This window comes from Streptomyces sp. NPDC058632 (assembly GCF_042717095.1).
In the GTDB taxonomy this organism is placed as follows: Bacteria; Actinomycetota; Actinomycetes; order Streptomycetales; family Streptomycetaceae; genus Streptomyces.
This window is the reverse complement of the sequence record NZ_JBHXQZ010000022.1, coordinates 44405-69474: the sequence shown is the minus strand read 5'-3', so window position 1 is coordinate 69474 and position 25070 is coordinate 44405. Positions and strand designations below refer to the sequence as shown.

At 71.8% G+C, this 25070-nt stretch carries 19 protein-coding genes and 1 pseudogene; 3 read left to right on the top strand and 17 right to left on the bottom strand.

The genetic code is table 11. From position 1 onward, the window contains the following. Positions 1–91 precede the first annotated feature (91 nt). Both ACFWVE_RS11335 and ACFWVE_RS11330 read left to right on the top strand, forming a co-directional pair. A complete protein-coding gene (locus tag ACFWVE_RS11335; RefSeq protein WP_384011011.1) occupies positions 92–1165 on the top strand; it encodes an MASE1 domain-containing protein in 1074 nt (357 codons plus the stop codon). A gap of 278 nt (positions 1166–1443) precedes the next feature. Beyond that, a complete protein-coding gene (locus ACFWVE_RS11330; protein ID WP_384011007.1) occupies positions 1444–2910 on the top strand; it encodes an alpha/beta hydrolase family protein in 1467 nt (488 codons plus the stop codon). Positions 2911–2987: 77 nt separating this feature from the next. Here ACFWVE_RS11330 and ACFWVE_RS11325 read toward each other — a convergent pair whose 3' ends face one another. The 14 genes and pseudogenes from ACFWVE_RS11325 to ACFWVE_RS11260 all read right to left on the bottom strand — a co-directional run. Further along, on the bottom strand, positions 2988–3926 hold the full coding sequence (locus ACFWVE_RS11325) for a hypothetical protein (protein WP_384011004.1): 939 nt from the start codon (positions 3924–3926) through the stop codon (positions 2988–2990). A gap of 119 nt (positions 3927–4045) precedes the next feature. Then, on the bottom strand, positions 4046–4387 hold the full coding sequence (locus tag ACFWVE_RS11320) for a hypothetical protein (RefSeq protein WP_384011001.1): 342 nt from the start codon (positions 4385–4387) through the stop codon (positions 4046–4048). 35 nt (positions 4388–4422) lie between these two features. Further along, positions 4423–6147 carry a cytochrome c oxidase subunit I gene (gene ctaD / locus ACFWVE_RS11315; protein WP_384010998.1) on the bottom strand — a complete coding sequence of 575 codons (1725 nt, stop codon included), beginning with the start codon at positions 6145–6147 and terminating at the stop codon, positions 4423–4425. A gap of 250 nt (positions 6148–6397) precedes the next feature. Further along, complete coding sequence (locus tag ACFWVE_RS11310) at positions 6398–9781, bottom strand: CARDB domain-containing protein (protein ID WP_384010993.1); 3384 nt, start codon at positions 9779–9781, stop codon at positions 6398–6400. A 358-nt stretch (positions 9782–10139) separates the two neighbouring features. Further along, positions 10140–12041: a DUF2264 domain-containing protein gene (locus tag ACFWVE_RS11305; protein WP_384010989.1), complete on the bottom strand. Its 1902-nt coding sequence runs from the start codon at positions 12039–12041 to the stop codon at positions 10140–10142. Next, a complete protein-coding gene (locus ACFWVE_RS11300) occupies positions 12038–13069 on the bottom strand; it encodes a hydroxyacid dehydrogenase (RefSeq protein ID WP_384010985.1) in 1032 nt (343 codons plus the stop codon). Before ACFWVE_RS11300 ends, ACFWVE_RS11305 begins: the two co-directional genes overlap by 4 nt. A gap of 28 nt (positions 13070–13097) precedes the next feature. Next, positions 13098–13961: a carbohydrate ABC transporter permease gene (locus ACFWVE_RS11295; protein ID WP_384010982.1), complete on the bottom strand. Its 864-nt coding sequence runs from the start codon at positions 13959–13961 to the stop codon at positions 13098–13100. Further along, positions 13958–14926, bottom strand: coding sequence for a carbohydrate ABC transporter permease (locus tag ACFWVE_RS11290; RefSeq protein ID WP_384010979.1), 969 nt, complete (start codon positions 14924–14926; stop codon positions 13958–13960). The genes ACFWVE_RS11295 and ACFWVE_RS11290 overlap by 4 nt, the downstream gene beginning before the upstream one ends. 29 nt (positions 14927–14955) lie before the next feature. Next, entirely contained in the window at positions 14956–16302 is a 1347-nt protein-coding gene (locus tag ACFWVE_RS11285) for an ABC transporter substrate-binding protein (RefSeq protein ID WP_384010975.1), read from the bottom strand. Positions 16303–16491: 189 nt separating this feature from the next. After that, positions 16492–17634: a substrate-binding domain-containing protein gene (locus ACFWVE_RS11280; RefSeq protein WP_384010971.1), complete on the bottom strand. Its 1143-nt coding sequence runs from the start codon at positions 17632–17634 to the stop codon at positions 16492–16494. A gap of 232 nt (positions 17635–17866) precedes the next feature. Beyond that, on the bottom strand, positions 17867–18688 hold the full coding sequence (locus tag ACFWVE_RS11275) for a transferase (RefSeq protein ID WP_384010968.1): 822 nt from the start codon (positions 18686–18688) through the stop codon (positions 17867–17869). Next, a complete protein-coding gene (locus ACFWVE_RS11270; RefSeq protein ID WP_384010963.1) occupies positions 18685–19950 on the bottom strand; it encodes a glycosyltransferase family 4 protein in 1266 nt (421 codons plus the stop codon). Before ACFWVE_RS11270 ends, ACFWVE_RS11275 begins: the two co-directional genes overlap by 4 nt. Positions 19951–20042: 92 nt before the next feature. After that, positions 20043–20480 (bottom strand): hypothetical protein, encoded by a 438-nt coding sequence (locus ACFWVE_RS11265; protein WP_384010959.1) that lies wholly within the window; start codon positions 20478–20480, stop codon positions 20043–20045. Between the two features lie 93 nt (positions 20481–20573). Further along, positions 20574–21182: pseudogene (locus ACFWVE_RS11260) on the bottom strand (alpha/beta fold hydrolase); the annotation flags it as partial. 264 nt (positions 21183–21446) lie between these two features. Between ACFWVE_RS11260 and ACFWVE_RS11255 the strand changes: the two are divergent. Then, positions 21447–21956: a hypothetical protein gene (locus tag ACFWVE_RS11255; protein WP_384010956.1), complete on the top strand. Its 510-nt coding sequence runs from the start codon at positions 21447–21449 to the stop codon at positions 21954–21956. 33 nt (positions 21957–21989) lie between these two features. Here the strand turns inward: ACFWVE_RS11255 and pgm are convergent, their stop codons facing one another. From pgm to ACFWVE_RS11240, 3 genes are all read right to left on the bottom strand, one after another. Further along, on the bottom strand, positions 21990–23630 hold the full coding sequence (pgm, locus tag ACFWVE_RS11250) for a phosphoglucomutase (alpha-D-glucose-1,6-bisphosphate-dependent) (RefSeq protein ID WP_384010953.1): 1641 nt from the start codon (positions 23628–23630) through the stop codon (positions 21990–21992). A gap of 103 nt (positions 23631–23733) precedes the next feature. After that, the gene (locus ACFWVE_RS11245) at positions 23734–24162 is read right to left on the bottom strand and encodes a hypothetical protein (protein ID WP_384010949.1); all 429 of its coding nucleotides are present in this window, start codon (positions 24160–24162) and stop codon (positions 23734–23736) included. Continuing rightward, entirely contained in the window at positions 24159–25067 is a 909-nt protein-coding gene (locus tag ACFWVE_RS11240) for an STM4011 family radical SAM protein (RefSeq protein WP_384011075.1), read from the bottom strand. Before ACFWVE_RS11240 ends, ACFWVE_RS11245 begins: the two co-directional genes overlap by 4 nt. Between the last annotated feature and the right edge of the window lie 3 nt (positions 25068–25070).

Here is a 25070-nt window from a genome sequence, read left to right as displayed (position 1 = left end):
CGCCGCACCGCGCCCCTCCCGTCGTGCCACACCCGTCCCGCCGCGTCCTCCCGCCTCGCCGACGGTGCGCGCCCGGTGTCTGATGGCTTGTGTGGTGGCTAGCCAGGGACTGCGCAAACCGGTCGTCTACACGCTTCGGACGGTGGCGATCGCCGCCTGCTACTACGCGGCGGGACGACTGGGGCTGACGCGGGAACTGGTCATCGGGGGCGCGGTCGTCTCGCCCATCTGGCCGCCCACCGGTGTGGCCGTCGCCGCTCTGCTGGTCTTCGGGCTGCGCTACTGGCCGGGGATCGCCCTCGGCACCCTGGGCGTCCTCCTGTCGCTCACCTCACTGACGTGGTCCTCGCTCGTCATCCTGGCGGGCAACACCGCCGCACCCGTGTGCGGGTGTCTCCTGCTGCGCGCCGTGGGCTTCCGTACCGACCTCGCACGCCTGCGGGACGGGGTCGCACTGGTGTTCCTGGGCGCCTTCGCCGCGATGCTGGTCAGCTCGTCCGTCGCCGCCGGACTGCTGGTCGCCACCGGCGAGCTGCCGGGTGCCGGTTTCTGGGAGGTGTGGCTGGCCTGGTGGGTGGGGGACGCGATGGGAGTACTCGTGGTCACCCCGGCCCTGCTCGTGCTCCACCGCCTGCGCGGCCCGTTGCGCTGGTCCCGGTGGAAGGAGGCCCTGGTGCTGACGGTCATCGCGGCCTCCCTGGTACCCCTGGCCACCCGCACCGGCATGAGCATGCTGTTCCTCATCTATCCGCTGCTGATCTGGGCGGCACTGCGGTTCCGGCTCGCCGGCAGCACGGCGTGCGCGATGTTCGCCTCCGTCATGGCCACCGTCGCGGCGACCGATCGGTCCGGGCCCTTCGACGGCCTGTCCCACGAGGAAGTCCTGATCAACCTCCAGGCGTTCAACGGCACCGTGGCCCTGACCGCGCTGCTGTTGTCGGCGCTGATCACCGAGCAGCGCAACACGCGGCGTTCCGTGGAACGCGCCTGCCAGGAACTGGTCGAGGTGCTGGAGCACCTCACCGCGGGCGAGGCCGCCTCGGGCCGGCCCTCCCGGGGCGCGGGCGGAGCACGGTGGGCCCTGGACGACCCGGACTGGGACGCACGGAGCACGGGAGAGTGGAGTACACGGCGCAGCACGCAGAAACCCGGTAAGGGCCGGTGAGCGGGCCGCGGCCGGGCGAGCCGCACTTCGGCGGCCCCCACTGCGCGGGTCCGGTCTGCCCGAGGCCGAGGAAGGCCGCGGCGTCGACGATCCCGGTGGCGGCGCGGCCGCGTCGGGGCGCGGACCGGTGCGCGCCCGTGCCAGCCACCCGCACGGGCTACGGGCCACCGGCCGAACAGTATGAACGCAAACACCGCCCCCATGGTCTTGATCGTCCGGTGTTCCTGGCATCACGGCCCATGCGCAGGCATGCGCCGAGCCGAACCAGGAGCACCACCGTGAACAGTTCCCGTCAGGCCGTCCCCCTTTCCAGAACACACCGTTCCTCCCGGCGCCGTTCCACGGCCCTGGCCCTGTGCCTCGCGGGAGTGACCGTCGGCGCGCTCGCGCAGGCACCGGCCTCCGCCCTGGCCGATGAGAGCCGTCCGACATCCGTCGCCTGTCCGTCCGGTCTGGAGGGGAAGGCCACCTGCTACACCGGCCGGGACGCAGGCGGCGCCCACTACGTGATCGCCGTCCCCGAGAACTGGAACAGGTCGCTCGTCGTGCACGCCCACGGCGGCCCCGATCTGGACGACGCCTCCGATCCCGAGCGCGCCCCCGGCGATCTGGAGCGGTGGCAGGTCATGGTCGACCAGGGCTACGCCTGGGCCGGTTCGTCCTACCGCCGGGGCGGCTACGGCACCCGGATGGCCGCCGCCGACACCGAGAACCTCCGCCGCCTGTTCGTGCGCGAGTTCGGCACACCGCGCCGGACGTACGTCCACGGTCAGTCCTGGGGCGGCAACGTGGCCGCCAAGGTCGTGGAGCTCCACGGCAGGCCGAACGGCCCGTACGACGGCGCGCTGCTCACCAACGGCGTCCTCGCCGGTGGTTCGCGCGGCTACGACTACCGGGTCGACCTGCGCGTGGTCCACCAGTACTACTGCGAAAACCTGCCCCGGCCCAGCGAGCCGCAGTACCCGCTGTGGCAGGGCCTGCGCCCGGCCTCGGCACTGACGACGGCCGGCCTGCGGTCCCGGCTCGAGGAATGCACCGGTTACTCGTCCGCTCCCGAGGAGCGGACAGCGCTCCAACAGCGGAACCTGGACGACATCCTCGCCGTCACCGGCCTCCCGGAACGCACCCTGGAGTCGCACCTGCGCTTCTCGGTCTTCACCTTCCGCGACATCGTGCACAAGCGGCTCGGTGACCGCAATCCGTTCGGCAACGAGGTCGTCCGGTACTCCGGTTCGTACGACGACGAGGCCCTGAACGCGGGGGTGGAACGCTTCTCCCCCGATCCCACCGCCGTCCGCGACCTCTCGTACGACAGCGACCTCACCGGCAAGGTGAGTGTCCCCGTGCTCACGCTCCACGCCATCGCCGACCCCACCGCGTTCGTCGAGCACGAGGCCGCCTACCGGGACACCCTCGCCGGCGCCCACCGGGACCGGTACCTGGTGCAGACGTTCACGAAGGAGCACGAGCACAGCGCGCTCAGCAACTCCGAGTACGCCAACTCCATCTCTGCGCTGGACACTTGGGCACGCACCGGCAGGAAGCCGACGGCTCGGTCGATCGCCGCCTCCTGCGCCTCCTTCGACCGCGTGTACGACACCGGCTGCCTCTACGACCCGACGTACCGGCCCTCGTCCTACGCCTCGCGGGTGCGGCCGCGGCCGGGCGGCCTGACCTGGCCGGCGATGACCGCGGCGCGGGAGCGGTCGTGGAGCCGTGTGGACGGGGTGGGGATCGCGCCCTGACCGTCAGCCCGCACACCCGGCCCACCCGCGCCGCGCGGCACCGGCATCGGTACCGGCACCGAACACGCGCACCCCGTTCACCTGCTCAGTGTCCCGGCGTCTCCCATGACGACGACCGGGTGCTGCTCGGGGTCGAGGGCCAGCAGAAGTTGCCTCATGTGCGCCTCCTCGAGGCTCACGCAGCCCTGGGTGGGCCCGTCGTGGTCCACGTGCAGCCAGATGCCACCGCCCCGGTCGGCGCCGAGGGGGCGGGTCCGGTCGAGCGGGGAGGTGCCCGGAACGCGGTTGTAGTCGATCGCCACGACGTAGTCGAAGGACCCGGCGAGCGGCTCCCCCATGAACCCCGTGCCCTCGATGGAGAACCCGGGCGACTCGTCGTAGGGCAGCCGGGTGCCCGGGTCGGGCAGCAGTCCCCCCGCGTCGCTGAGGGTGAATACGCCGATGGGCGAGCGGAGATCGCCCGCCACGTGGTCGTCGGTCCAGCCGTTGAGGGCGTTACGGGCGGGCCATGCCGTACCCGCCTCCCAGCCCGAGGCCGTACGCCGGTACAGCACGGCCTCGGAGCGGTTCGCGTCCAGGCCCCTGCCGGTGACGACGACTGCCTGGCGGGCGTTCTCGGGGATCAGAGCCAGTGTCCGGGGACCGAGGCCGCCGAGCGGGACGGGGGCGTCGGGATGCGCTCCGGCGTCGGTCCGGCCCTGTGCGGTGCTCCCCGCGCCGGGTGCCCCGGTGCCCGGCGTTGTGTTACCTGCCGCCGCGTTCCCCGGCGCCCCGCCGGCAGCCGGCGGGGCGGCTGCCGTGGGGGTGACCGCTGCGTGGGTGACCGCGGGGGTGGACGAATCCCGTGCCGTGCTGCCGGTGATCGCTCCGCAGCCGGTGAGGAGCGCCGCCGTCAGGAGGGCGAGAGCCGGCATGGGCAGCCGGCCGCGGCCCCGGACCGGGGCGGCGGACCACCGGTCGCCCGGGGACGGAGCTCGGTGACGGCCGCGGTGCGGGCCTTCGATCGATGAAGCCATGGAGCCAGCCTGACTTCGACTTCGCCAAAACGCCGCGCTCCCCGCGCGAGTCCGACCAACGTCCCCCATCTGCCCGCCGGGGCACCGGCGTCCGGTGGCCCCTGCGGGGCGGCGGGCCGTCACTTCCCGACGAGGAACGCGAGGACGACGGCGCCCGCCCCGCTCGTGACGCCCACGACCGCGGCCGCCACGCACCGCGCCCGGAGCTGCCGGTAGCGGTGTTCATAAGCGCCGCGGAGCTCGGCCGCCCGCTCACAGATCCGGACCAGTGTCGCGCGGGAGGCCTCGATGCGGTCGGCGGTGTAGACGCGTTCCACTTCCTCGCGCTGTGCGGTCGTCAGCCACGGCAACTGCTCGGCGAACCGGCCGGCCTGGCGCCGCGCGTCCTCGACTTCGGCCGCCCACAGCAGGTACCCCTCAAGCTGGTCGAGGCCACGGGTGCTGTCCTGGCTCGGATTCACATGCTCCTCCACGCTGGGCTGCGGGATCACTCCTGTCAGGCCTGGTCCCCGGGGGCCTGGACCACGGAACGCTCGGGGCGGTTCTCCTCCCGGTCGTACGCCGCGACCGCCGGGTGGTGCAGGTCGAACGCCGGGGATTCGCTGCGGATCCGCGGCAGGGTGAGGAAGTTGTGCCGCGGCGGCGGGCAGGACGTCGCCCATTCGAGCGAACGGCCGTAGCCCCACGGGTCGTCGACCTCGACCTTCCTGCCGTACTTGGCCGTCTTCCAGATGTTGTAGAGGAACGGCAGCATCGACATGCCGAGCAGGAACGACGCGATGGTCGAGACCGTGTTCAGCGCGGTGAAGCCGTCGGCCGCGAGGTAGTCCACATACCGGCGGGGCATCCCCTCGGCTCCGAGCCAGTGCTGGACGAGGAACGTGCCGTGGAAGCCGGCGAACAGCGTCCAGAAGGTGATCTTGCCAAGCCGTTCGTCGAGCATCTTGCCGGTGAACTTCGGCCACCAGAAGTGGAAGCCGGCGAACATCGCGAAGACGACCGTGCCGAACACCACGTAGTGGAAGTGCGCCACCACGAAGTACGAGTCGGTGACGTGGAAGTCCAGCGGCGGCGAGGCCAGGATGACACCGGTCAGACCACCGAAGAGGAAGGTCACCAGGAAGCCCGCCGCCCAGAGCATCGGTGTCTCGAAACTCAGTGACCCCTTCCACATGGTGCCGATCCAGTTGAAGAACTTCACCCCGGTCGGGATCGCGATCAGGAAGGTCATGAAGGAGAAGAACGGCAGCAGCACACCGCCCGTGGCGAACATGTGGTGCGCCCACACCGTCGCCGACAGGCCCGCGATCGCGATCGTCGCGCCGATCAGTCCCAGGTACCCGAAGATCGGCTTGCGGGAGAAGACCGGGATGATCTCGGAGACGATGCCGAAGAACGGCAGCGCGATGATGTACACCTCTGGATGGCCGAAGAACCAGAACAGGTGCTGCCAGAGCAGCGGCCCGCCGTTGGCCGTGTCGAAGATGTGCGCCCCGAACTTCCGGTCCACCTCCAGCGCCAGCAGCGCCGCGGCCAGCACCGGGAAGGCGAGCAGGACCAGCACACCGGTCAGCAGCACGTTCCAGGTGAAGATCGGCATGCGGAACATCGTCATGCCGGGAGCGCGCATGCAGATGATCGTGGTGAGAAAGTTGACCGAGCCGAGGATCGTGCCGAAGCCGGAGAACGCCAGGCCCATGACCCACAGATCACCGCCCAGCCCAGGCATGCGGGCCGAGTCCGACAGCGGGGTGTAGGCGGTCCAGCCGAAGCTGGCCGCGCCGTTCGGGGTGAGGAAACCACTGAGCACGATCAGTGAGCCGAACAGGAACAGCCAGTAGGAGAGCATGTTCAGCCGCGGGAAGGCGACGTCGGGAGCGCCGATCTGGAGCGGCATGATCCAGTTCGCGAAGCCGATGAACAGCGGGGTCGCGAACATCAGCAGCATGAGCGTGCCGTGCATGGTGAACGCCTGGTTGTACTGCTCGTTCGACACGATCTGGATACCGGGACGGGCCAGTTCGGCGCGCATGACCAGCGCGAGGATGCCGCCGATGAGGAAGAACGCGAACGACGTCGTGAGATACAGCGTGCCGATGGTCTTGTGATCGGTCGTGGTCAGCCATGAGACGACGACTTTGCCGGGGCGCCTGCGCCGGACCGGCAGCTCGTCCTCGTAGGAGCCCGACTCGACCGAGTCCGACGCACTGTGAACCGCCACTGTTCCGCTCTCCTTCTGTGGGGCCGGTAGCTCTACCCTCGGGAAGGATCTCGCACATGCGCCCGCCCGTGTGAGACCCGGACCCTACTCGGCGTGTCACGGTACGCATCCATCGCCTCACCCATGGTGACGCGCCGGATGGGGGTGTCGCGCCTGCCGACGGGGCCGTCCGGACGCACCGGGGCCCGTACCCGAGGGGGTACGGACCCGTCGCCCGGCGCGGTTGCGCGGGGGTGGTGGCGCGGTGGGGCTACCGGTTGACCACGAACTGGGAGCCGGGTTCGATCAGCACGTCGCCCTCGGCCGAACCGGTGATGGTGACGTCCGTCAGAGTGGCACTGCCGCGGGCGCCGCCCATGGCGAGAATGCCGGACCCGTTGTTGGACCTGTCGATCGTGACGTTGCTGATCCGGACGTCCGGCATGGCGCCGCCGCCGGTCTTGAACTGGATGCCGTCGTACGTCGAGTCGTGGATGTCGGTGTCGCGGATCACCACTCCCGGAATGTCCGGCCCCTGCGCGAACAGGGTGATGGCGCCGAACTCCTGGTCCTCGTTCCAGAAGGCTCCGCCGGTACGGTGCAGGGCGTTGTTGGCGATGAGGGTCCGTCCGGAGAAGGGCAGCGGGTCGTGGTCGGTCGCCAGCATGATGCCCGGGTAGTTCATCGTGTCGTGGATCAGGTTGTTCTCGATGGTGTTGCCGTGGCCGCCGTAGACGGCGATGCCGTTGGCGCGCCAGGGCAGTTGAACGGTGTTGTTGCGGAAGTGGTTGTCGTGGCCGACGTCGACGGAGGGGTCCTTGACGTGCTTGCTCGCCCAGACGGCCAGCGCGTCGTCACCGGTGTTGCGCAGCGACGAGTTCTCCACCCGTGAGTTGCGGGTCCCGTTGGCGAAGTTGACGCCGTCCGCGTAGGTGTTGCGGATCCGCATGCCGGTGAACTCCAGCCCGTCGGCGGGTCCCCACAGTTCGGGGATGTTGCTGTAGTCACGGCCCACCCAGGCGGCCACGTTGGCGTGCTCGATCCACACGTTGCTGATCTTCGTGTTCTCGCCGAAGCGGCCGTTCAGGCCGACGCCGCCCTCGGCGCCGCCGTCGCCGCCGCGGATGGTGCCCGAGCCGAAAATGGCGATGTCCGAGATCCGGGTGTTGTCGTCGATGTCGAAGCCGAAGTTGCCCTCGTGCGGGTGGTTGATGCCGCCCGACTGGTGCGGCGGGGTGAGGGTGTAGAGCTGGGAGTGCCACATGCCGGCGCCCCGGACGGTGACGTCGCGGATGCCGACCTGGTTGTGCCCACCGCGGTCGAGCGGGTCGTCGGTGAGGATCTTCTGCTCCTGCCGCCACTGCCCCGGCGGGATCCACACGCAGTCGATCTGCCCGTTCTGGTCGGCGGTCACGGCCCGCTGGAGGGCGTCCGTGTCGTCGATCCCGTCGCCCGGGACCGCTCCGTACTCGGTGATGGAAACGCAGCCCGCGGGCCGTTCGGCGGGCGGGGCGACCTGTTCCAGGTCGATCAGGTCGACGATGTAGAACGCGGCGTTGTCGTCGCTGTCGCGCTGGAGCCGGAAGGTGGTGCCTTTCGGGAAGCTCCGGCCGAGCAGGGCGTGGGACTCGTCGAACAGCCTGCGGGCGTCGGCCTGTGGGGTGTTGGTGAGCCCTTCGGGCTGGTCGGTGTTGCCGTACAGCCAGCTGTGCTTGGAGCTGAGGCCGATCTTCTGCACGAACTCGCCGTCCGCGTACAGGCTCAGGGTGGCCCCGGTGCCGCCGCCGCCCGGGGCGTCCGGGATCGAGTTGCGTACGACGATCGAGTTGGTCGGGCCCGAGGATGTGAACTGCACGTACTGTCCGGTCGAGTTGAGACGGACCGACTGACGTCCGGAGGACTCGGTGGCGAAATTGGTGTGGCCGAAGGTCCGCTTCGCGTCGGCGGTCAGGAGCGTTCCCAGGTAGGTGCCGTCCTCCGCCTCGTACTCGGTGTACGGCACGGCGGCGCCACGGCCGACGACGAGGGAGCGGGTGAGGACGTTGTTGTTCTCGTCGGTCTCGGCGACTCCGCCGGTGGCGTCCGCGGTCGCGGTGAGGACGCTCGATCCGCCGGTGGCGGTCCAGGTTCCGTCGACGGTGACCCGGGTGCTCGCGCCGGCGGTGACCGTCCCGGTCGTGCCGTCGAGGACCCGGTCCCCCACCTCCAGCCGGGTGACGGAGCCTGCGGGCACGGCCGAGGTGCCCCGGTTGTGCACGGTGACCGTGAAGGAGACGGCGGCGCCGGTGGCGGGGCTCGCCGGGTCGGTGGCGATCGAGCGGACCTCCAGGTCGGGTCCGGGACTTCGGGCCACGGTCAGTCTGTCCGTCGCGGTGCGGCTGTTGTTGGTGTCGTCCTGCTCGGGGACGGTGTCCGTGGGGTCGACCACGGCGGACACCGTGTAGGCACCCTGGGTCCGTCTGCCCACGTCCACGGAGACGGTCGTGGAGGCGCCGGCGGCAAGTGCGCCGACCGGGGCACTGCCGGCGACGGTGCCCTCGAGGCCGACGTCCAGGGTGGAGGCGGGTGACGGGGCGGTACCGGTGTTGCGTACGGTCGCGCGGACCGTGACGGCGTCGGACTCGGTGGGGGACGCGGGCGTCCAGGTGAGGTCGGTGACGACCAGATCGGGGTTGGGGGCGGCGGCGCCCACGACCTCCAGTTCGGCGATCTGGGCGCCGTATCCGCCGGAGTTGTGGGTGAATCTCAGCTGTACGTCGGCATGGCGCCCGGTGACCGGGATGGTGACCGTGTTGCCGCCCGAGGCGGGGTTGAACGTGTAGTCGGCGCGGGCCTTGATCGAGGTGAAGCCGCCGGCGGCCTGCTCGCGTCCGAGGACCTCGATGCTCTGGGTCCGGGTCTCCCAGACCGCGTCGGGGTTGAGCTTCACGACGACGCCGGTCAGATCGGCGTTCGCACCCAACTGGACCGTGAATGTGGCGGGATGGCCTGCGGACTCCCAATAGGTGCCTGTCCGACCGTCGTTGGCGTTCCTCGCCACGAACTGGTGCACGGTGGAGGAGGCCTGGACGGGCTTGTTCAGCGCGAGGTTGGTTCCGTCGGCCGGTGGCTGTTCGGGGTCGGTGCCCGCGTCACTGTCGTAGACCTCGATCTCGGACAACTGGGCTGCGTTCCAGCCGGTGTTGCCGGTCATCCGCACGCGGATGTGGCGCAGGTCCCGGGCGGCGAAGTCCACGGTGACCGTGTTGCCGTCGGCGGGGTCGAAGCGGCGGGCGGCGGAGGCGGAGAGGGTGGTGAAGGAGGTGCCGTCGGTGCTGCCCTCGACGGTGAGTGTCTGGGTCCGTGCCTCCCAGCCGGTGGGCAGTTCCAGGACCACCTGGTCGGTCTCGACGGTGCCGCCGAGGTCGACGAGTACGGGCTGCGGGAAGGACCCCGCCGGGCCCTCCCAGTAGGTCTGCTGGCTTCCGTCGGTCACGTTGGTGACGGGATGGCCGGCGTGGGAGCCACCGGCGGTCACGCTCTTGCCGAGCGCCAGGTTGGGCCCGCGGACGGCCGGTGCCGCGGCGGTGGCCGGTGCGGGATGGAGACCGACGGCGACCAGGCCGGCCAGGAGCAGGCCGGTGATCGTCCGGGGGCCGAATCGCTTCCGTCTCATGAAGTCCTCGTTCCACGGCGGGTGCTGGGGCGTGCTCGGGCGCGTGCGGGACGTACGGGCGGAGCAGACGGAGCCGGCTGAGGCACGGGTGCGGACGGACGGCGGGACAGGTGGACATCCGGACAGGCAGAGAACGCCTGCCACGGAATACCGACCAGTCGTACATCTTTTGCGGATGTCAGTTGATTTCTTGCGGCTCCTGGAGTGAGAGTTTCGGCCTCCCGCCCCACTTGTCAATGGCATGGACACAACGAACATTGTCGGACCGCGGTCCGGTCCGGACACGGCAGGGGCGCCGCCCTCCCGGACGACGCCCCTGCCCTGCACCGATGCGACACGGGCCCGAAGCCCGCCCCGGTCACTGCTCCGTGTGGCCGACCTCCACCGGGTCGAACGAGATCCGGGTGCGGGCTCCGCTGCCGGCCCACACGACCTCGACCGTGTTCCCCTCGTCCACCCGGACCTCCCGGACCGCCTCCGTCAGGGGCCGCGGCTCGGGTTCGGCGGTCAGACTCGCCAGGCTGACGTGCACGGACGTGCCGTCGGACCGGCCGGTGAGCCGGGGCACCCGGGCCCAGCGGGTGAAGGCTGTGCCCTGGGGAGCCCGGACCGGGTCCGCGGCGGGAGCGTCCCAGCCGTGCAGACCGTGCAGGGACGAGACCAGCGGCTCGTCGGGTCCGGTGGCCCAGCCCGTGTGCGTGACGAGGGAGTCCGCCGGTGCCCCCACCACCCGGTGCACCCGCAGTTCGTGCCGGCCGTGGGCCACCGTGACGCTCTCCACCCGCAGACCCGGCACCATCGGCGGACCGTCGGCGAACACCGGCCGGTGCCAGGAGGCCGCCCAGCCCCACCCGTCTCCGTGTCCGGCGCCCAGCGGGTGGACGCGGAGGCGCACGCTGGGCCGGCCGCCGACCACCACGGACAGGTGGTTGTCGGCGATGTTCCCGGTCGCGGTCGGGCCGGTGCGGGTCGAGTAGGCCTGGCGCCCGTAGTGCGGGTCGTCCTCGGCCGCCGACTCCGCCCGGTACGGGCCCACATGGTGGCTGCCGTGGTTGTGCAGGCGGGCGATTCCGTCGGTACGGGTCGTCTGGAGAAGCAGTCCTGGTGCGGGCAGGGCGAGCACCCGGTCGGACTCCTCCACCGGCGCGGGCTCCTCGCGGTCCGTCCAGAGGGCGTGGCCGGCGGGAGCGAGCAGCGCGACGAACGCCTTCGACGCCCAGTACGGGGACGCCGGGCCCGAGTAGGTCTGCAGCACGGCGTCGTGCGGGCCGTGCCAGCCGAGGCTCAGCAGTCCGTCGTCGGTCAGCGCGCCGCGGTCGAGGAAGTGGCGCAGGTTGCCGTCGGCGATACGGCGTGAGGCCCCCGGGCTCAGCGGGCTGTGGCCGGTCACCGCGCCCAGCGCGACAGCGGAAGCGGCCGCGAAGCGGTAGGTCAGGGACCGTCCGTAGTGCATCGGCGCCCCGTCCGAGCCGAACATCAGGGCGAAGCCCTCGAGATGGGTGCGCAGCCGGGAGCCGTAGTGGGCCAGGGCGTCCGCGTCGCCGGAGAGATGGGCGTCGAGGACCGGGTACAGGTGCAGGGCCCAGCCGTTGTAGTGGTCGAAGGCCCGCACGTCACCGTCGGTGTACCAGCCGTCGCCCTGGTACCAGCTCTCCAGGAGGTCCACCGCCCGCTGCCGGGCCGCGGCCGTCTCGCTGTCACCGCGGCCGACGGACTCCAGGAACCCGGCGACGGTGTACGGGAAGAGGTACCAGTTGTTGGGCGCGGGGGTGTGCCGCAGAGCGCCCCGCAGCCACTCCTCGGCGCGGTCCTGCACACCGGGGTCGAGGTTCTTCCACAGCCAGGGGGCGGTCAGGCGCAGCCCGAGGGCGACCGACGCCGACTCGACCATGGGCTGGCCCTGCACCGTGAAGTCGAGGATCAGCGGCCAGGACTCGGTGTCCTCGCGGCCCGGGCTGCGGGTGCCGGCGGCGAGTCCGCCCGCGTAGCGCTCGAGCCACCCGTGGGGGTCGTCCCCGTCCGCGCCCGCCACCCGGAAGGCGGCGGCGAGGAACGTCCTCGCGTACCCCTCGAGGCCGTCGGAGCGCACGCCCGAGCGGGAGGTTCGTCCCGGCAGGTCCAGCAGGGCGTGGCCGGGGGTGCTCCAACGCCAGGCCGCGGTGAGGAGCCCGTCCGCGGCGGCCTCCCAGTGGGCGCGGGTGTAACCGGTGTGCGGGCTCAGGTCGCGGTTCTCCGGGGGCAGTTCGAAGGGGATGCTCATGCGAGGAAGGCCAGCCTTTCGCGTCGTACGGGGTGGAGGAAGCCGTCGCCGGCGGCCCAGCGGGCGATCTCGGCGAGTGCGAGATCGGCCAGGCGGCGCAGCTCGTTGCCCTGGGAGCCGGCGAGGTGGGGAGTGAGCAGGACGTTCTCGCACCCCCACAAGGGGTGGCCGGGCGGCAGGACTTCGGGCTCGGTGACGTCGAGTACGGCACGGATGCGGCCGGCGAGGACCGCGTCGGTGAGCGCGTCCTGGTCGACGACGGCGCCGCGGGCCGTGTTGACGAGCACGGCGTCGGGCCGCATGGAGTAGATCAGTTCACGGCCGACCAGGCCCCGGGTCTCGGGCAGCAGCGGGGTGTGCACGCTGACCGTGTCGGACTGCCGGAACAGCTCCGCCAACTCGACTCGGCGGACACCGAGTTCGACTGCGTCCCGGTCGTCGGTGTACGGGTCGTGGAGCAGGACGTCGATGTCGTACGGGCGCAGCAGTTCGATGACGCGGCGGCCTATGAGGGAGGCGGACAGGATGCCCACGGTGCGCCGGTGGTTGCCGGTGGAGGGGTCGGGGCGCAGCCAGTCGGACCGGGCGCGGGCGGTGCGGTACTCACGTGCGCTCTCCAGGACCCGCTTGCCGGTGAGCAGGATCATGGCAAGGGTGTACTCGGCGACCGGTACGGCGTTGGCCGCGGCGGCGGAGGAGACCTCGATGCCGCGTTCCCAGCAGGCGTCGGTGACATGGCCGCGTACGCTGCCCGCGGCGTGCACGACGGCGCGCAGGCGGGGCGCCGCCCGCAGGACCTCGGCGTTCAGGGGCGGGCAGCCCCAGCCGGTGACCAGCAGGTCGACGTCGGCGAGCACGGCGCGTGCCTCGGGTGTGGTGAAGTCGTCCAGCACGGGGAGGGGTGCCGGATCGCAGAGCGCGGCGAGGGCCGCGTGCGACTCGGCGTCCAGGACGGCGGAGGCGACGTCGGGGTGCATGGCCAGTGCGGCACGGGGCCGGAGGGCGGGGCCGGGCGTGTGCTCGGTCATGGTGGGGCGGAACTCCTTCTGTGAGCGGTCACTTCACGGCGCCGGCGGTCAGACCGCTGCGCCAGAAGCGCTGGAGCAGGGCGAAGGCGAGGATGAGGGGGACGACCGCCAGGAGCGAGCCCATGACGACCACGGGGTAGTACTCGGGCGAGACGGACGCGGAACTGTTCCATGTGTAGAGGCCGAGACTGATGGGATAGAGGTCCTGGTCGGACAGCATCACCATGGGAAGGAAGAAGTTGTTCCAGATCGCAGTGAGCTGGAAGAGGAACACGGTGACCAGGCCGGGGCCCAGCATCCGCAGCGCCACCCTGAAGTAGGTGGTCAGTTCGCCCGCGCCGTCGATGCGGGCGGCCTCCAGCACCTCGTCGGGCACATATCCCTGGCTGAAGATGCGGCCGAGGTAGACGCCGAACGGGTTGAACAGGACGGGGATGAACACGGCCCAGAAGGTGTTGACGACGCCGACCTCGGACGCCACCAGGTACAGGGGCAGGGCGAGTACCGTCTGCGGCACCATGACGGCGGCCATGACCAGCCCGAACAGCTTCTCCTTGTGGCGGAAGCGGTACTTGTCGAAGGCGTAGCCGCAGGCGACGCTCACCAGCGCGCCGACGGCCGCGCCGAGCACCGCGTACAGGAGGCTGTTGACGTACCAGCGCCCGTACTGGCCGCCCTCCATGGCGAACAGACCGCTGAGGTTTTCCAGGAACGCGAAGCCGGTCAGGGACAGCAGGTCGCTGCCGAACAGCGCGTCGCGCTCCTTGGCGGCGGCCAGCACCAGCCACAGCACGGGCAGCACGGTGTAGAGGACGGACAGGCCGACGACGGCTCTGACGGTGGCCCGCCCCAGCAGCCGGGGGCGCAGCAGGGTGCTGTCGGTGGCGCTCATCGGGCCTCCTCGCCGGCGTGGCGGCTGGTGATGCGGGTGACGCCGTAGGACAGGGCCAGGGTGCAGATCAGCAGGACGACCGAGGCGGCGGCCGCGAGGCTGTAGTTGTTGCGGTTGAACGCCGCGTCGTAGATGTACATGCTCGGCGAGAACCGAGAGTTGATCATCGGTGAGGACTGGCTGAGCAGAACCGGTTCGGTGAACAGCTGCAGCGCCCAGATCAGGGTGAACATGGCGACCATCACGATGGAGGCCCGGATCAGGGGTGTCTTGACCTGGAGGGCGGTGCGCACGGGGCCCGCGCCGTCGACGACGGACGCCTCGATCACCTCGCGGGGCACGGCCTGGAGGGCGGCGTAGAAGATCACCATGTTGTAGCCGAGGTTGCTCCACAGTGCGATGTTCACGATGGACGGCAGGACGGTGTGCACGCCCAGGAAGTCGATGGTGATGTCGGCGCGGGCGAGCAGGTCGACGACCGGGCTGATGCCTGGGGTGTAGAGGTACAGCCAGATCAGGGCCGCGATGATGCCGGGCACCGCGTGCGGCAGGAACAGGCCGAGCTGGGCCCAGGCGCGCAGCCGGACCACCCCGGAGTCGAGCAGCAGGGCGAGGACGAGGGCTCCGGCCACCATCAGCGGGAGGTAGACCAGGCAGTACAGGGCGACGGTGCCGAGTCCGCCGAGGAAGGTCGGGTCGGTCAGCACGGCGGCGTAGCTGCGCAGCCCGACGAAGACGGTGCGTTCGGGGCCGAAGCCGAGGCCGGGCTGGTCGTCGCTGTAGAAACTGAGGTGGACGGCGGTGCCGACGGGAATCAGGAAGACGACGAGCAGCAGGGCGAAGAAGGGCGTCATCAGCACACCGCAGGCGCCCAGCCGGCGGCGCCGGGCGGTCCTGCGGGCGTGGCCGGCGATGGGCGCGGGGGGTGCGGGGGCCCGCACGGGTTGCTCGGTGAGCGCGGTCATGGGGATGGGTCACCTGCCTTTCGGGCGGCTCAGGTGCTGTGCTGGGTGGTGGACAGGCCGAGCGCCCTCAGGTCGGGCATGGTGCCCTTCTGGGCGGCGCGCATCGAGTCGATGAGCGAGCCGCGTCCGCCGCCGACCCGGGCGAACGAGTCCTGCATCACCTTGCCGGTGGCGGTCATCCGCGGCCCCCAGACCCAGCCGTCGCGGATCTTCTCCGCCTCCTGGCGGAAGAGGGTGTAGATGTCCTGGCCGCCGTAGTACGACCGGTCGAAGGCCTCCCTGCCGACGTCGACGAGGGCGGTGGCGGCGGGGTACTGGCTGCTGGTGCCGCTGGAGAGCCGGGCGCGCAGCGCGTCGGGGTGGGAGACCTGCCAGGCGATGAACTCCATGGCGGCCTCGGGGTGGCGGCTGTCCTTGGTGACGGCGAACGTGGAACCGCCGTGGGTGCCGACGGCCGGGCGGTCGGGGTCCCACTGCGGCAGCGGGGCGATTCGCCACTGGCCCCGCTGCCCGGGGCGGGCGTTCATCTGGGCGCCGCCGTCCCAGGCACCGTGGAGCCGGGTGAGGATCAGGCCCTGTGCGATCTGCGCGTCGAACTGCCGGTTCTCGGAGGCGTTCATGTAGACCTCGTCGCGGTCGATGAGGCCCTGCCAGTAGGCGGCCACGCGGCGGGTCGGGGCGTCGGCGAGGGAGACGTTCCAGGCGCCGTCGCGGGTGTCGAACCACTGGGCGCCCGCCTGCCAGGAGTAGGCGGCGAACTGCGTCGACCCGTCCGTGGGGAAGAGGGAGAGCCGCCGGTCGCCCGTTCTGCGGCGCACCTCGCCGGACAGGGCGGCGAACTCCTCCCAGGTGCGCGGGACCTCGAACCCGTAGTGGTCGAACAGGTCGGCGCGGTAGAGCATGACCATCGGCTCCACGTCGAGCGGGACGCTGAACGTCCGCCCCTGGAACGTGGTCAGGTCGAACGCCTGGGGCAGCAGTCCGTCGCGCAGCGTGTCACCGACGAGGTCGGTGACGTCGAGGGCGACGCCGTCGATGGCGAAGCCCGGCACCTGCGGGTACTCGATGGTGGCCACGTCGGGGGCGTTGCCGGCCCGTGCGGCGTTGCTCAGTTTGGCGTAGCCGCCCTGCCCGCCGGTGGGGATCTGCTGGAAGTCGACCTGGACGGTGTCATGGGTGCGGTTGAACGCGTCGACCACTTCCTGGCTGCCGCGCAGGGCGGACCAGAACGTGATGCGCGTGGCCTTGCCGCTCTTCGCTGTGCTGCTGCGCGACGGTGCGTCCGCTGCTCCCCCGCTGCAGGCGCCCAGGGCTCCTGTCAGCGGTGCGGCGGCCATCGCGGCGAGCACGGATCGACGGCGGTGCCGATCGGTCATGGTGCCTCCCGCGGCTCCTGCGTGTCGGAGACACGACTGTTCGGGACACGGGAATCGTCAACGCCCGACCCACAAACGGTCAATAGATCGATCAGAGGAAAGTAAAACGGTCAAACGCTCATTCGGTGTGACGGGTGTCCTCCGTGCCTGTTCGTGGAGGTCACCCGCGCGACCTGTTCGTCCGTACGGTCAGGCCCTGTTCACCATGAGGACGCGGGTCGAGCCGCGGACGGTCAGCGTCGGCAGGAGTTCGGTGCGCCGGACCACCGGTGCGGGCGCGCCGCGCGGCGCGCCGAGCCGCTGGAGCAGCAGCTCGGCCGCGGCCCGGCCCACCTCCGCCTTGGGCGGGGCGACCGCGGTCAGGGGTGTGGTGCCGAGTCCGGCCACCACGTCGTCGTACGCCACGACGGAGCAGTCCTCGGGCACCCGCACTCCGTTGTCCGCCAGTTGGTGCACGAGCATCAGCGCGTCCACGTCCCCGTGCAGCACCGCGGCCGTGGCCCCCACCGCGCGCAGCCGCGCGTACAGGTCTGCGGGCGTGGCGTCCGGGCAGGGCCCGCCGGGACCGGCGTCCGGGGTGCTCAGCGTCCAGGCCGCGGCCTCCACCAGCGGATGCTCCTCGGCGATCCGGGCGAAGGCGGACCGCAGGGTGCGCGCGGTGGGGCTGTCCTCCCGGGTGGCGAACACGAACCGCCGGTGACCGAGGCCCACCAGGTGCTCCACGGCGAGGCGGGCGCCGTAGTCGTGGTCGGAGCAGACCGAGTCCATCGCGTGCAGGGCACTGCCCGGCCACGGTCGCCGTTCCATCAGTACCGCGGGCACGTCCAGTGCGGCCAGCCAGTCCTGGTCCGCCTCCTCGTCGGCGCGCGTCCGCCAGCGCGGGGCCAGAAGGAGGCCGGCGGCGCCGTCCGCGAGCGCCCGCTCCACCAACGGCCTTTCGGCGCCTGCCACATGGGGTGCGATGTGCAGCGCGATGCGCCGGCCGGCCGCCTCCAGCACGCTGCGGGCGCCGTGCAGGGCCTCGTACAGGTACGAGTGCCGCTCCGGAACCACCACGGCTACCGCGTCCCCGTCCGGAGGGCTCTGCGGGGAGAATTCGCCGAGTTCGCCTCCCGGCAGGTTGCGGGCCGGGAACTCCTGGGCCGGCAACGTGGACCGGACGACGCCGTGGCCGCGGCGCAGCCGGCCCTCGCGCGCCAGTTCCTCGACGTCCCGCCGGACCGTCACCACCGACACCTGGAGTTCGGAGGCCAGGTCGGTGACCCGGGCGGATCCCCTGGCCTCGATCGCGGCGAGGATCCGCTGCCTGCGCAGATCGACCGGCTCCCGCATGAGACCTCCCGAGCCTGAATGTTCGTTTGAACGATACCGGCCATCATAACGATCGCGCGGGGCGCGGGGCCTTCTCCGCCGGGTTGCCGGGGGTGGGCGGGGGGCTGCCGGGCGGGCGCCGGTGACGAGGGCTTCCTCAGTGCCGGACCGGGACGGACGAGGGCGGGCGGGACGCGGAACACGTGGCCCGCCCCCACATGTGCGGCTCGTCACACGCCGGAACGGGGCCGGTTCAGTGCACGGCGGTCACCTCGACGGCGAGGTCGTTGTCGACGGTGTAGTACGGGCGCACGACGGCTTCGCCGACGGTGAGCGCCGGGTACACGCACACCGTCTTGCGGTCGGCCAGGTCGTCGAGGAGCCGACCGATCCGGACCAGCGGGGCATCGGCGGCGGGCCGGAGGAAGGCGTCCCAGACCTGGTCGCCGGGCGTCCTGCCGGTCAGCTCCCCGAAGGGTGCCGTGAAGGAGAAGACGCCGCCCTCGGTCCGTAGCGGAAAGGAGCACGTCGTGCTCCTGTCACTGCGCAGCCGGAGCAACGCGGCGGCATCGTCGGAGAGTTCGGCGCCGTGCAGGCGTGCGTGGACCGTCATCGTACCGTCCGCGAGGTCGAGGCGGCCGGCCTCGGCGTGGGCGGCGCGCAGCCAGGCCCGGACCGCGAGGAACCCGTCCTTCGTGACGTAGGGCACCCGGACGGCCACCGGGGACGGCCGCTCCCGCAGGCTTCCGTCGACGAGGGCGCGCAGGTCCCGCAGGCCGGGGCGCAGCCGTTCCCTCACCGCGTCCGGTTCCCTCATCAGGTACGCGTCCCAGCGTCCCTCGGCGAGGGCCGGCAGCGGGTCGAGCACCGCGCGGAGGCCGCCTTCGTCGCCGCCGTGGGGTTCGAGGTCGAGGAGGTGCGTCGGCGGTTCCGGCGCGTTCTTCCTCGTTCTCGGCACCAGGGCCAGCCGGGGGCGTCCGGCCGAGCGGAGTGCGACACGGAAGGTGGTCCGGCCGTCGGCGTCGACCGTGCAGTGGGCGCGCGGTGCGCCCGCGCCCTGTGCGGCGGTGCTCATCGGCGTCCCTTCCGTAGGGTGCGCAGCGCCTCGGAGGCGGCGGCGAGGGCGAGGTCGGCGGCGGCGTGCCCCTGGCCGGACAGGGTCCGGTGGGCCCGGCCCTCTTCCGGTGCGGGGCGCCGGCCGGTGCTTCTGGCCGCCACGGCCTCTCCGGCGAGGCGTTCCGCCTGTGCCACGACGGGGCCGGGGGCGTAGCGGCGGGCGTTGTCGAGGGCTGCCCTGCCCATGCGGCGGCGGCGTTCGTCGTCGCCGACGAGCTCCAGCAGGGCCGCGCCGAGGGCGTCGGCGTCACCGACGGGCACGAGCCGGCCGTCGACGCCGTCCTTGATGATCTCGCCGGGGCCGTAGGGGCAGTCGGTGCTCACGACCGGCAGTCCACAGCGCATCGCCTCCACGATGGTCATGCCGAACGGCTCGAAGTTGGACGCGGCCACGCCGATGGATCCCTTGACCCACTCGGCCTCCATCGGGGTCGCCGCGCCCATGAGGAAGACGTTGTTCCACAGGCCGAGCGACTCGATCAGGCGGCGCAGCGCGGCCTGTTCCTCGCCCTTGCCGTAGATGCGCAACTGCCAGTCGGGGTGGGCGGCGACGACCCGGGCGAACGCCCGGATGATCAGGTCGTAGCGCTTGACGGGGACCAGCCGGCCGGCCGCGACGACCACCTTGGCGGTGCCGTCGGCGGCGGGCAGGACGGGGTCGGGGACGCTGTTCGGCAGGGCCTCCACCCGTACGCCGGGCAGCCGCATCTTGCGCCGGTAGGAGTCGGCGTCCGCCTCCGTGACGGTGGTGAGCACGTCGAGGCGGCGGTAGGCGCGGCGCAGCACGGTGCGCAGCCGGGGCGGGTGGTTGTCCAGGGTGAGGTGCTCCTGGCCGACCCGTGCGACGTGCTCCGGGGCCTGGAGCGCGAGGTGCACGTTGAGTCCCGGCCGGGTCCCGATGACCACGTCGGCGTCGATGGACTCCAGGCACGCGGCGATCCGCTGGTCCGTCAGCTCGCTGTACTGGTGGTGGCGGTACTCGGCCGAGGGGAACACCTTGGCCGGTCTTCGGTGCCGGGGGTCGTCCTTCTCCTGCCTGAGATCCACCAGGGGCCGCAGCCGCACGTCGGGGTGCGGGGCGAGGTGGGGATGCTCCCGGTGCCGCAGCACGGAGACGATCTCCACGTCGTGCCCTTCGGCCAGCGCGGCGGCGAGGTTGAACGTGGTGGTGATCGTGCCTCCGATGCCATAGGCGTTGTGGATCAGGAAAGAGATCTTCATGGCGGACTAGACCGCTTGAAGCGTTCAGAAGTTGTCTGCTGTTATCACTTTGTTGGCTCGAGTTACACCCTCCGGACGAAAGACGCGTCCGGTCACCGCCTGTGGGGCCGGCCGGCCGAAGGTGCCGCCGCGCCGGGGGACTTGATCCGCATGCCGGGGCGGCGGCGGTGCACGGTCAGGTAGGTCAGTCCCTGGGTGCCGGCGGCGAGCGCGCGCGTGGAGCCGTGCGGGAGCCAGGTCAGGGTGCCCGCGCGCAAGGGCTGCGTGCCGTCGGGTGCGGTCAGTGAGCCTTCGCCGGCCAGAACGAGGAGAAGGACGTCGAGGTCGGGCTCCCGGTGCGTGTCGACCTGCCGGCCGGGCGGGATGCGTACGACGTTGGCGTCGAGTTGCCGGCCGGACTCCGCGAGCCGCCACAGGGCGCCGGCCGGCGCGTCCCCGAGGGCCGCCAGCGCGGCCGTGTCGCACAGCATCCGGGGCAGCGGGTCGTCGTCACCGTGCTCGGGGGTGGGGTCGCCGCCGTCTGCCGTCATCGGGTGTCACCGTCCTGTGCGTCCTGTGCGCGGAGCCTCTTAAATAGGAATTTAGCATGCATATTTGAAGCCCGGCCGTCCGCTCCCGCACGCTCAGGCTGCCTGCAGCGCCGCGAACCAGTCCGTGAGGATCGCGTTGGTCTCCTCGGGCCGTTCCTGCTGGACCCAGTGGCCGCAGTCGTCGAGGATGCGGGAGGCCAGCAGCCCGGGGAGTGTGACGGGGAAGGCCTTGATGGCGTCGCCCATCCAGGCCGTGGACGCGTCCATACCACCGCCGACGAACAGGGACGGCTGGGTGAGAGGTGCGCCGGTGCGGCCGGCGAGGTCCTCCCGGTCGCGGTCCATGTTCCGGTAACGGGCCAGGGCTCCGCTCGTCCCGGTGCGTTCGAACTCCTCGGCGTGGACGTCGAGGTCGGCCTCGCCGAGCCAGGCGGGCCGCGGGCCGGTGGAAACCCGGTCGCGCGGGGTGCCGCCCGGAGCGGCGAAGTACGGCCCCGGAGCGTCCGCAGCGGGCATGGTGTCGGCGGACAGTGCCGCGTAGAAGCCGGCCGGCCAGCCGCGTACGTCCGGTTCGATCTCGGCCTCGGCACGGCCGGACTCCTGGAAGCAGGAGACGTAGAACTCCTCGGCGCCGCCCATCGAGGCGAAGACGGCGCTCGGCCTCGGGCCGCCGGGGCCGACCGCCATCAGCGGCAGCAGGCCCGCGCCCGGCGTGCGGGACGACACGGTCTGGCTCGTCGGCGGTTTCCCGTCGGTCATGACCTGCCCCAGCGCTGTCGAGCCACGTCCCGGCCCCGCCTCTGACCTTTTGCACAATCGGGTCCCACCGGTCCGGACGAGGGCATCCGGGGCGCCGGGCCCCTGGCCCGGCGATTTCGTGCTGTGGGATGATCCTGCCCGGGGTCCTGGTGCGAGTGAGCCGTGGTGTCGTCGGCGGGCTCCCGCACCGGAGAGGAACGAACGGACGTGACCGCGCAGCGACCTGACGGCGAGACACCGGAGGACGGGGACGGGACGCCGTCGGTGCCGGACGAGGTCTGGCAGCGGTTCCTCACGGACAACGAACGCGCCATCCGCGCCACCGCCCCCGTCGAACCCTCCGCCCTGCAGCGGGTGTCGGGGTGGCAGCCGCGGCCGGCCCGCGGACACGCGGAGGGACCGGGGGCCGGCAGTACGGGCGCCGTCGGTGACCTCTGGCACCCCGACGACCCGTGGGAGGGCCCGTCGTGGCGGGACCTGGACGGGCGGGCCAGAGCGCGCCGCGTCTGCCGGGTGATCGGCACGGCCGCCGCGATCGCGCTGGCCCTGGGCGCGTGGTCCCAGCTGTCCACCGGCGCGGGCGCCCCGGACCAGGGACCCGGCGACACGGTGCTGCAGCAGTCGGAGGACGTCCCCGCGGAGCTTCCCACGGCGACGTCCGTTCCGTCCGGCCCCGCCTCCCCGTCCCCGACCACGTCGGCGGTACAGGCCGGCTGACGCGCCGCCGGCCCCCGCCCGGCGCGCAACCCGTCAGCCCCCCAGTGCCGACAGCACCACCGCCTTGGCCTCCTCCTGCACCCGGCGGAGGTGGCCGGGTCCCTGGAAGGACTCGGCGTAGATCTTGTACACGTCCTCGGTGCCCGACGGGCGGGCCGCGAACCAGGCGTTGGCCGTGGTCACCTTGATGCCGCCGATGGACGCGCCGTTGCCGGGGGCCTCGGTGAGCACCGCGGTGACCGCCTCCCCGGCGAGAGTGTCGGCGGTGACCTGCGCGGGCGAGAGCTTGGCCAGGCGGGCCTTCTCCTCCCGGGTCGCCGGGGCGTCGATCCGTTCGTAGGCGGGCTCGCCGAAGCGGGCGGTGAGCGCGGCGTAGTGCTCGGAGGGCGTCTTCCCGGTGACCGCGGTGATTTCGGAGGCGAGCAGCGCGAGGAGGATGCCGTCCTTGTCGGTGGTCCACACCGAACCGTCGCGGCGCAGGAAGGAGGCGCCGGCGGACTCCTCACCACCGAAGCCGAGAGTGCCGCCCGCCAGCCCGTCGACGAACCACTTGAAGCCGACGGGCACCTCGACCAGTTCGCGCTTCAGGTCGGCGGCGACCCGGTCGATCATCGCGGACGACACCAGTGTTTTGCCCACGCCGGCTCCGGCCGGCCACTGCTCGCGGTGCGCGTAGAGGTACTGGATGGCTGTGGCGAGGTAGTGGTTGGGATTCATCAGGCCGGCGTCCGGGGTGACGATGCCGTGCCGGTCGGCGTCCGCGTCGTTGCCGGTGGCGAGGTCGAAGCGGTCCCGCTGCGCGATGAGGGAGGCCATGGCGTGCGGCGACGAACAGTCCATGCGGATCTTGCCGTCCCAGTCCAGCGTCATGAACCGCCAGGTGGGATCGGTGAGGGGATTGACCACGGTGAGGTCGATGCCGTGCTGCTCGGCGATACGGCCCCAGTAGGCGACGGACGCCCCGCCCAGCGGGTCGGCCCCGATACGGATGCCGGCCGTCCGGATCGCGTCCAGGTCCAGCACCCCCGGCAGGTCGGCGACGTAGGTTCCGAGGAAGTCGTGACGACCGGTGCCGGGGGCGGCGAGGGCACGGGCGTAGGAAATGCGCCGGACACCCTTGAGACCGTCACGGATCAGGGCGTTCGCCCGGTCCTGGATCCAGGTGGTCGCCTCCGAACCCGCGGGGCCGCCGCTGGGCGGGTTGTACTTGAAGCCGCCGTCGGCGGGCGGGTTGTGGGACGGGGTGACGACGACGCCGTCCGCGAGGCCGGTGGCGCGGCCGCGGTTGTGGGTGAGGATCGCGTGCGAGACCGCGGGGGTCGGCGTGTAGCCGTCGGCACTGTCGATGAGCACCGTGACACCGTTGGCGGCGAACACCTCCAGAGCGGTCACCCTGGCCGGCTCGGAGAGCGCGTGGGTGTCGGCGCCCAGGTAGAGCGGGCCGTCGGTGCCCTGTTCGGCTCGGTACTCGCAGATGGCCTGGCTGGTCGCGGCGATGTGGTCCTCGTTGAACGCGCCCGCCAGGGACGAGCCGCGGTGCCCGGACGTCCCGAACGCGACGCGCTGCCCCGCGTCCTCCGGGTCCGGGTGCACCGCGTAGTACGCCGTGACCAGCCGGGCGACGTCGACGAGATCCTCGGGACCGGCCGGACCGCCCGCTCGCTCGTGCTGCATGTGCCCACTCCTTGGCAGGGGTTGATTCTGCGCTTGCGGACACATCCTTCCTCTTCGAGGCCGCACCGCGCGAGTGGACCCGCCCGCCCCGCCCCGCCCCGGGTCAGATGCGTCCGCCGGTCATCCGCGTGAGAGGACCGTGGGCGTGGCGTTCCGCGCGACGGCCCACCGCGTAGGACGCGGCGCTCAGTACGGTCAGGCCGGCTCCGACACCGGCGGCGACGAGCTTGCGGTTGGAGAGGACCGTCCAGGCGGTCACCGCGGTCGTGGCGACCTGACCCGAGGTGGCGACGACCGCCTTACGGCCCGCCTCGACGCCCTTGGCCGCGCTCTGCACGGCGCCGTTCGCCGCTCCGGCCGCGCGCTCGGCGCCCGACTTGGCCACTGACGCCGCGTCACCCACCTTGGTGGCGACGCCGCCTGCCGCCCGCTCGGCGGGAGCGGTCGCCTTCTCCGTGGCGTTCTGGGCCTTGGCCGCGGCGGCCCGGGTGGAGGTGGTCTTCTGATTCGGGTTCTTGTTCTGTTCACTCATGAACACCGACTTGCCGCTGAGTCCCGCGGCAAACCCACCCCGTCGTCCGATCCACGTCGCGCGGGCTTCGCCGGGACTCGTTCCAGGACACCGCCCGCGAACACGTCGTACAGCGGCAGCGTCTCGAGGTGGACGTAGCCGATGTGGCAGTCGCAGCTGGTGAGGGGACAGGCGCGTGGGGCCAGGGCCTGCCGGTAGCTGCCGTCGTAGAGGTTGCCCAGTTCGGTGCGGACGAAGTGGCAGCGGCGGACCGTGCCCTCGCCGTCGACGGAGATCACGGACTCCCCGGTGCGGCAGGGCCGGCCCGCACTGGCGTGCGGGCGGCGGCTGTAGCCGAACAGTGGGTCCAGTGCCGTCCACACGTCCGCCTCGGCGTCGTCGTACGTGCGCCCCTCGGCGGCGTTGACCCACAGGTAGACCTGGTCCGGCAGTTCGGCGCGCAGCCGCCGGGCCGGCTCCAGGTGTTCGGACAGGCCGACGATGCCGACGCTGAACCGGACGCCGAGGCGGGCCAGTTCGTGGCTCTTGGTCAGGAAGCGGTCGTACGGGGTCTGCCCCGGGTGGTAGGTGCACCACAGGGCGAGGGTGTCGAGGTCGGCGTCGGCGAGCCAGTCGGTACGGCAGCTGAGGTTGGTCTGGACGGCGACCCGGCGGATGTGCGGCCGGTGGGAGAGTTCGGTCAGGGCGCGCCGGTACCAGGAACGGACCAGGCCCTCGCCCCAGGGGGTGAAGAGGAGGGAGAGGCGGTCGCCGGTCTGCGCGGTGGCCCAGTGGGTGAACCGCTCCAGGGCGACACGGTCGGCGCGCAGTTGCTCCCGGCTGTCGCGGCGCTTGGCGAAGGGGCAGTACGGGCAGTCGTAGTCGCACGAGGCGAGCGGACCGCGGTAGAGCACGGTCAGGTCCAGGGG